Below are 8,757 nucleotides of genomic sequence, written 5' to 3'. Positions count from 1 at the left end.
CGACGGCAACGGTGGAACGGCCACGGCGCTCGTCAAGATCGCCGTGACCAATGCCGCCCCGGTGGCCGCTGCCGACAGCTACACCATCCATGCCGGCCAGACGCTGACGATCAACGCCCCGGGTGTGCTCGCCAACGACACCGATGCCGATGGCGACGCACTGAGCGTGACGACCATCGACCAGACCGGCCTGCAAGGCACGGCAGCCATCAGCGCGGACGGCAAGCTGGTCTTCACGCCGAAGGTGGGCTTCACCGGCAACACGCAGTTCAGCTACACCGTGGCCGACGGCAACGGTGGGACGGCCACGGCGCTCGTCAAGATCGCCGTGACCAATGCCGCCCCGGTGGCCGCTGCCGACAGCTACACCATCCATGCCGGCCAGACGCTGACGATCAACGCCCCGGGGGTGCTCGCCAACGACACCGATGCCGATGGCGATGCACTGAGCGTGACGACCATCGACCAGACCGGGCTGCAAGGCACGGCAGCCATCAGCGCGGACGGCAAGCTGGTCTTCACGCCGAAGGTGGGCTTCACCGGCAACACGCAGTTCAGCTACACCGTGGCCGACGGCAACGGCGGCACGGCGACGGCGCTGGTCAAGATCGCCGTGACGAACACGGCGCCAGTCGCGAAGGATGACAGCTACACGGTGCATACCGGCCTGCCACTGGTCATCAATGCGCCGGGCGTGCTGGCCAACGATAGCGACGCGGAAGGCGATGCGTTCACCGTCACCCACGTCGACACCACCGGCCTGCAGGGCACGGCCACGCTTGGCGCGGACGGCAAGCTGACTTTCATTGCGGCCGCCGGCTTCGTCGGTGATACGCAGTTCGGCTACACCATCACCGACAGCAACGGTGCCGCGTCGACGGCCGTGGTCCATATCAAGGTGACTGGCGCCGCCCTCGTCGCGCAGGACGACAGCTACACCGTCCACGCAGGCCAGGCCCTGGTGGTCAGCGCCCCGGGCGTGCTGGCCAACGATAGCGATGCGGACGGACACCCCTTCACGGTGACCGGTATCGACATCACCGGCCTGAAGGGTACCGCCGCCGTGGCCACCGACGGCAGCCTGGTGTTCACGCCGACCGCCGGCTTCGTCGGCAGCACGCAGTTCAGCTACACCGTCAGTGATGGCCTGGGCGGCGTGGCCACGGCGCTCGTCAAGATCACGGTCACCAACGCAGCGCCGACCGCGCGGCAGGACAGCTACACCGTCCATGCCGGCCAGCAACTCGTCATCAGCGCACCGGGTGTACTGGCCAACGACGGCGACGCCGATGGCGATGCCATCGCCGTGACCGGCATCGACACGACCGGCCTGCAGGGCAGCGCCAGCATCGATGCCAACGGCAAGCTGGTCTTCACGCCTGCAGCGGGCTTCGTGGGCAACACGCAGTTCAGCTACACCGTCGCCGACAGCAACGGCGCCACGTCGACCGCCCTCGTCAAGATCGCGGTCACGAATGCCGCGCCGGTGGCGGCGGAAGACAGCTTCACGCTGCCGGCCGGTCAACCGCTGGACATCCCTGTCGCCGGCCTGCTCGGCAACGACGCCGATGCGGACGGCGACCCGCTGAGACTGCTGGCGCTGGACAGTGCCGGCCTGCAGGGCACGGTCACGCTCAACGGCGGCGTCGTGCGCTTTACGCCGGCGGCGGGCTTCAACGGCAGCACGAGCTTCGGCTACACCGTCGGCGATGGTCTGGGTGGCACGGCGACGGCACGCGTCAACCTGCAGGTGCTGCCGGCGCTGCCGACCCTGCATGTGGCCAGCTTCCAGGCCACCGACACCGGCTTCCGCCTGCGCTTCGACCAGGCGGTGGACGCCAGCCTCATCCAGCAGTACGGCGCCGGTACGCTGGTTCCGGACGTTGAGTTCACCGGCCCGACCAACGGTGTGCAGGGCAGGGTGGCGGGCAGCATAGTCTTCGATGCCGATGGCCGCGGCTTCAGCTTCGTCAAGACCGGCGGCCTGCTGGAGGCCGGCAGCTACCAGGTCAAGCTCAATGCTGGAGCGGACGGCTTCGTCAGCCTCGGCGGCCTGCGCCTCGACGGCAACGGCGATGGCGTTGCCGGTGACAGTTATGCGCGCAGCTTCACGGTGGCGGCACCCACCGGCGCCGTGCTGGCGGTGCAGGAATTCGCGCGCGGCCCCGGCCAGGCCGCCAGCTACGACCCGGCGCTGGGTGCCTTTGCCATCACGCTCGAGCGCGGTGCCGGTTTCCAGACCATGAGCTTCGACCTCGGCTTCGACCCGGCGCTGCTGAAGGTCACCGGCGCCACGCTGGCCAGCGGGCTGCCGGCGGGGAGCACTCTCACGAGCACGCTGGTCCAGCCGGGCCTACTGCGCGTGCAGGTCGGGCTCGGCAGCGCCATCGCCGACGCGGCGCTGCGCAGCCTGGTGCTGGTGCAGGCCACCGTGCCGCTGTCCGCCAGCTATGGCGCGGCTGAGGTGCTACGTCTGTCGAACGTCACCGGCAACGCGGGCGGTGTGCGGGCGGACGACGGGCTACACGTGGTGGCCAACCTCGGCGACGCCGATGGCAACCGCTCGCTGCAGACGGCGGACGTCGCGCTGATCCAGCGTGTCGCCGCACGCAGTGACACCGGCTTTGCGGCCTACACGTTGATCGACCCGACCCGCCTCGTCGACACCAACCGCGATGGCCGCGTGACTGCGACGGACGCCGCCATGGTGCTCAACGCCAGCAAGGGGCTGGCGACGCCTGGCATCCCCGCGCCGATCGCAGCGCCGTTGGGCCCCGTCGTCACTCGGGTCACGCCGGAGGTTGATGGCTTCAGCCTGCGGTTCGATAGGGCCATCAACGCAACGTTGATCGACGCCTATGGCGCGGGCACGACTCAGGACCTGTTGCTGAGCGGCCCGTCCGGCAAGGTCACCGGCAGCGTCTTCTTCGACGCCGACGGCCAGGGCCTGCGCTACGTCGTCACCAACGGCGTGTTGCCGGCTGGCAGCTACAGCCTGACGCTGAAGTCCGGGGTCACCGGCTTCACAGCGCTGGCCGACGGCCAGCCGCTCGACGGCAATGCCGACGGCACGACGGGTGATGACTTCACGGCCGGCTTCACGGTCGCGGCGGCCAGCTCCCCGGTCATCGGTGTGGGCAACCTCGTCGCCGCGGCAGGCAGCAGCAACCAGGCACTGAGCCTGCAGATCAGCCAGGCCGCAGGCGCACGCAGCGTCTACTTCCAACTGGTCTACGACCCGGGCGCTTTGCATGTGGACGCCGTCAACCTGGCGGTCGGTGCTCCGGCCGGCAGCGTCATGACCGTGGACACCAGCGTGGCCGGTCGTCTGGGCGTGCAGCTCACGCTCGGCAGCGCGTTGCCCGACGCCGCGCTGCGGGCCCTGGTGGATCTGCGCACCAGCGTTCCGGCCGGCGTCATGGCCGGCAGCAGCCGCCTGCTGCGTCTGCAGGACCTGCTCGTGGATGGTCAGCCGGCGCGCGCGGACCTGGGCGTCCAGCTGGTCGCCGTCGCAGGCGATGCGACCGGCAATGGCAAGGTGGAGACCAGCGACGTGGCGCTGATCCAGCGTGTCGCCGCAAAGAGCGACACGGGTTTTGCCGCATTCCCGCTGGTCGATCCGCTGCTCGTGGCCGACCTCAATCGCGATGGCCGCATCACGGCCACCGATGCGGCCATGGCGCTGAATTTGTCCCGGCAGTCGCAGGCACAGTCGGTCCAGTTCGCCGACGCCAGGATGGCTGCGTTGCCTGCCACTGAATCGGGGGATACCGCCGCGAGCGCGTCCGGCAGCCCAATGGTGAGTCCGTCGTCAGCCAGCGTCGCGACGACTCCCGCCCCCGCGCCGGCGCCAGTCGTGCGGCTCGGGGGGGCCCTGGACTTCGGACTCAACGCGCCGCTGCCGAGCAGTACATGGGTCAATGATTGGGTGGCGGGCAGCAAGCAGACGGCCACCAACGACTGGAAGCTGACGATTTAAGAGACCTGACTGAGGAGAACCAAGAAATGAAGCATTCGTTCACCATCCTGGCCGCCGCCGCGGCGCTGGCTGTCGCGGCGCCGGCGCATGCGGTGCTGACCGTCGATGGCAGTGCCACGCCCGGGAGCACCACCGTCGGAGGCAGCGCGTTCGTGACGCTGACGCTTAACGTGTCGGAGGACTTCACGCCGTCAACGCTGACGTTCAACCTCGACTGGTCGACGACCGGCCTGGCGTTGGACCCCGGCATCTCGACGGCGCTGGGGCAGAGCTGGGCCACGATCGCTGCGGGCTTTGACCCCGATCCCCTGGTCACCTTCATCGACACGAACGTTCCCGGTCACCTTGGCGTGAGCACCTCAGGGACGCTGCCCGTGCTGACGGCAGGCTCGCACACCGTGAAGATCGGTTTCACGGGCGTGACCGCTGGCGAGCACGCGATGACCTATGAGCTGGCTTTCGGCGCACCGGGCTTTGCCGGCCCTGACTTCGTTGTCGCGGGCAGTTCGTCCGTCACGGTTTCCGCCGTCCCCGAAGCCAACCCGGCGATGATGCTGGCCGCCGGCCTGGCCGTCATCGGCCTGCTGGCTCGCCGCCGTCGCGCTTGACCTCAAGCGCATCCTGGCTGCTGCGGATGGCACGCGGGCAGGGTTGCAGGCACGATGGTGACGTGACGCTGCAATGAACGCCCGCCAAGACCTTCCTGCTCCCAATGCTGCCGTCGGCGCAGACGCTGCCTGGGCGTCGCTCGCCGGCGCGGAGTCTGCCGAGGCGCTGTGCCGCGCCTGGCTGGCCGTGCTGTGCAGCCTCGTGCCCGACGCGCAGGTGGGCCTGCTGCTGTTGCAGGACGCCGGCGGCTCTTACGTGCCTGCCGCCGCCTGGCCGGAGGGCACCGAGCTGCAGCGGCTGGCCGACATCGCGCGCGAATGCCTCGCCACGCGCCAGGGCGTGCGCCGTCAGCATGCCGGCCATCCGGTCCAGCTTGCGTATCCGCTGGCGGCCGGCAACGCGTTGCACGGCGCGGTGGTGCTGGAACTGCTGGACCCGAGCCCCGAGGCTGCGCGCCTGGCCGCCCGCCTCACGCATTGGGGTGCGGGCTGGATGGCCGACCTGTTCGCGCAGCGCGAGCTGGTGCAGGCCCGCCAGCGGCTCGATGAATCGGCCTTCCTGTTCGAGGTCTCGCTGGCGGCGTTGGCCGAGCCTGATTTCCGGCAGGCCGGCCTCACGCTTGTCAACAAGTTGGCCGCACGCTTCGGCTGCCACCAGGTGCAGCTGGCGCTGGCCAGTGGCGCGGCGCTGGAGACGGCGGCCGTGTCGCATTCGGCCTGGTTCGACGAGCGCGCCAACCTCACGGCACTCGCGCGTGCGGCGATGACCGAGGCGTTCGACCAGCGGCGCCAGGTTATCTGGCCCGAAGATCCGGAATTGCCGGACCTGCACACGCTGCGCATGGCTCATGGCCGCTACGCGACCGACTCGGGCAGCCTCGCGCTGGCCTCTCAGCCGCTGGCCATCGGCGCCGCCCCGCCGTTCGCTGTGCTGCTGTTCGAGCGCAACACGGTCTTCCAGCCGGCTGAACTGAAGGGCATGGAACTGCTGGCTGGCGTGCTCGCACCCGTGTTGGAGCACAAGCATGCGCGCGACGAAGGCCTCGCGCACCACACCCGCCGCAGCCTGCGCCATGCGGCGGCACGGCTGACGGATGCATCCCACCCGGGCCTCAAGCTGGGGGCTGGTGTGCTGGCCCTGTGCCTCGTCATCGCGGCGCTCGTGCCCGTCGAGCATCGGGTGTCCGCCCCCGCCATCGTCGAGGGTGCCGTGCAGCGGGCCGCGGTTGCGCCGTTCGATGGGTTCCTGCGCGAGGCGCCGGCTCGCGCCGGCGACACCGTCAAGGCGGGCCAGGTGCTGGCGCGCATGGACGATCGTGACCTGCAACTGGAAAAGGTGCGCTGGGAGACCGAGCTGGAAATGGCCCTGCGCAAGGAGCGCGAGGCCATGGCCCAGGCCGACCGGGTCAACCAGCGCCTGTCTGCCGCGCAGGCCAACCAGGCCCGCGCCCAGCTGGACCTGGCGCTGTCGAAGCTGTCCCGCGTGGCGCTGACGGCGCCGTTCGACGCGGTCGTCGTCAAAGGCGACCTGTCCCAGCAGCTCGGCGCGCCGGTGGAGATGGGCAAGACGCTGTTCGAGCTGGCTCCGCTGGCGAGTTGGCGCGTGATGCTGAAGGTCGACGAGCGTGACATCGCACGCGTGCAGCCCGGGCAGGGCGGTGAACTCGTGCTGACCGGTGCGCCGGGCCAGCGCTGGCACTTCAAGCTGAAGTCCGTCACGCCGGTGTCGGTGGTGGAGGAGGGCCGCAACTACTTCCGCGCCGAAGCCGAGCTGGAAGGGCAGGAAGGCGTCAAGCTCAAGCCCAACATGGAGGGCGTGGCCAAGGTCGCGGTGGGCGAGCGCAGCCTGTTGTGGGTGTGGACCCATCGCTTCACCGACTGGGTCAAGCTGGCCCTGTGGCAATGGACGCCGTGAGCGCGCCGGCGCGGCCTCTGGGCGACGCGCTGTTCTCTGCCAATTGGTACCGCGTTGCGACGCTCAAGCCCCGCCTGCGTGGTCACGTGCGCATCCACCGCCACGTCTACCGCGGCGAGATCTGGTACGTGGTGGAAGACCGCGTCGCCGGCAAGTACCACCGCTTCAACCCCAGCAGCTACCGGGTCATCGGCCTGCTGGATGGCGACCGGACGCTGCAGCAGGTCTGGGACCGGCTCAGCGCCGCTATGGACGAGCACACGCCCAGCCAGGACGAGCTGGTGCAGCTTTTCGGCCAGCTCTATGCCGCCGACTTGATCCAGTGCGACGTGACGCCGGACGTGGCCGAGCTGTTCGAGCGCGGGGGCAAGCAGAGGCGCAGCAAGCTGTTGCAGCGCTTTGCCAACCCGGTGTCGCTGCGCTTCCCGCTGGTGGACCCGGACGCCTGGCTCGGTCGCGTCGTCGCCGCGCTCGGCCCGCTGAAGGGCTGGGCCGGTGTCGCGCTGTGGCTGGCGGTCGTGCTGCCGGCGGTGCTGCTGGCCCCCAGCCATTGGAGCGAGCTCACCGGCAATATCAACGAGCGGCTCCTGGCGGTCGACAACCTCGTGCTGCTGGCCATCCTGTTCCCGCTGCTGAAGACGGCGCACGAGGTCGGCCACGGGCTCGCCGCCAAGCGCTTTGGCGGCGAGGTGCACGAGATGGGCGTCATGCTGCTCGTGTTCTTCCCCGTCCCGTACGTGGACGCCAGCAGCTCCGCCGCCTTCGAGAGCCGCTGGCCGCGCATGCTCGTCGGCGCTGCCGGCATGCTGACCGAGCTGTTCATCGCCGCGCTCGCCTTCTACCTGTGGCTGGCGCTGGAGCCGGGCTTCGCGCGGTCGCTGGCGTTCAACGTCATCGTGCTGGCGAGCGTGACGACGCTGATGTTCAACGCCAACCCGCTGCTGCGCTACGACGGCTACTACATCTTTGCGGACGCCATCGAGAGTCCCAACCTCGGCCAGCGCTCGACCGACTACTGGGCCTGGCTGCTGCGCTACCACCTGTTCGGCCAGCACCAGGCCGAGCCGCCGCCATCCACGAAGGGCGAGCGCCGCTGGTTCCTCGTCTATGCACCGCTGGCGCTGGCGTACCGGCTGTTCGTCATGTTCAGCATCGCGGTGTTCATCGCAAGCCGCTACTTCTTCGTCGGCGTGCTGATCGCAGCGTGGGGCCTCGTCGCGAGCGCGCTGCTGCCCTGGTTCCGTGGGCTCAGGAAGCTCGCCGGCGACCCGGCGCTGGAGCCGCAGGCGCACCGGGTGCGGCGCGTGCTGTGGGTGTCGGGCGGCGTGCTGGCGCTGCTGCTTTTCATCATCCCGATGCCGCATCACTCGGTGGCGACCGGCGTCGTCTGGCCCAGCGACAACGCAGTACTGCGGGCGCAGGGAGCGGGTTTCTTCTCGAAGCTGCTGGCGCGGCCGGGCGAGGTGGTGCTGGAGGGCGAGGCCGTGGCCCAGTTGGTTGACCCGGCTCTCGACGCCCGGGTGGCTGAGCAGCGCGGGAGGCTCGAACTGGCCCAGGCCAAGTACGAAGCGGCGTTCGGCGTCATCGGGATCGCGCCGGCCCGGGCGGCGCTGCTGTCCGAAGAGGTCCGCCGCGAGCAGGCGGCGTTGGCGTCGCTGGAGGACGAGGCGGCCAAGCTCGTCGTGCGCGCCGAGGTGGCTGGCATGCTGCTGCTGACGCGGCCGGACGACCTGCCCGGCAGGTTCTTCAAGCGCGGCGAGGTGCTGGGCCATGTCGATACCGCCGAGCCGCCGCGCGTTCGCGTCGTGTTGCCGCAGTGGCAGAGCGCGGCGGTGAGGGCGATCGAGGTGCGGCTGCCGCAGCAGCCGGGCTTGAGCTACGAGGCCAGGCTCGCGCGCAGCGTGCCGGCGGCGGCGCGAGATCTGCCCAGCCCTGCGCTGGGTACGGCGGCCGGCGGCGACATCGCGCTGGACCCGCACGACCCGAAGGGCACGCAGGCCTTGCAGACCTTGTTCGAGCATGAACTCGTGCTGGGGCTGGACATGCCGTACCGGCAGATCGGCGCACGGGTGATGGTGAGGCTGGAGCATGAGTCCGAGCCGGTGGCGGTGAGGGCTTGGCAGGGGTTGAGGCGGCTGTTCCTGTCCCATTTCCAGCTATGACCGGGGTGCTGTGGCTTCGCGCCGGGTGCGCTGCGGGCGCGAAATCCCAGCTTGGGCTTCGGCATCAGGCCAAGCATTGCTGCTGAGCACAAC

4 protein-coding genes are annotated in these 8,757 nt (G+C 69.7%); all 4 read left to right on the top strand.

The features are described from left to right. Positions 1-3,979, top strand: a 3,979-nt coding sequence (locus LXT13_RS12395; RefSeq protein ID WP_233372239.1) for an Ig-like domain-containing protein, incomplete at its 5' end; no start/stop codon positions are given. Positions 3,980-4,005: 26 nt separating this feature from the next. Further along, positions 4,006-4,587 carry a hypothetical protein gene (locus LXT13_RS12390; protein ID WP_233372238.1) on the top strand — a complete coding sequence of 194 codons (582 nt, stop codon included), beginning with the start codon at positions 4,006-4,008 and terminating at the stop codon, positions 4,585-4,587. A 73-nt stretch (positions 4,588-4,660) separates the two neighbouring features. Continuing rightward, positions 4,661-6,502: an RND family efflux transporter gene (locus tag LXT13_RS12385; protein ID WP_233372237.1), complete on the top strand. Its 1,842-nt coding sequence runs from the start codon at positions 4,661-4,663 to the stop codon at positions 6,500-6,502. Continuing rightward, positions 6,490-8,664 (top strand): PqqD family peptide modification chaperone, encoded by a 2,175-nt coding sequence (locus tag LXT13_RS12380; RefSeq protein ID WP_233372236.1) that lies wholly within the window; start codon positions 6,490-6,492, stop codon positions 8,662-8,664. Before LXT13_RS12385 ends, LXT13_RS12380 begins: the two co-directional genes overlap by 13 nt. Positions 8,665-8,757: the final 93 nt, after the last annotated feature.

The organism is Pelomonas cellulosilytica (assembly GCF_021353265.1).
Lineage (GTDB): Bacteria > Pseudomonadota > Gammaproteobacteria > Burkholderiales > Burkholderiaceae_C > Pelomonas > Pelomonas cellulosilytica.
This window is presented reverse-complemented; position numbering and strand designations above follow the sequence as displayed.

Coding starts and splice junctions, on each gene's coding strand:
- LXT13_RS12385 (WP_233372237.1), top strand. CDS start 4,661: ATGAACGCCCGCCAAGACCTTCCTGCTCCCAATGCTGCCGTCGGCGCA.
- LXT13_RS12380 (WP_233372236.1), top strand. CDS start 6,490: ATGGACGCCGTGAGCGCGCCGGCGCGGCCTCTGGGCGACGCGCTGTTC.
- LXT13_RS12390 (WP_233372238.1), top strand. CDS start 4,006: ATGAAGCATTCGTTCACCATCCTGGCCGCCGCCGCGGCGCTGGCTGTC.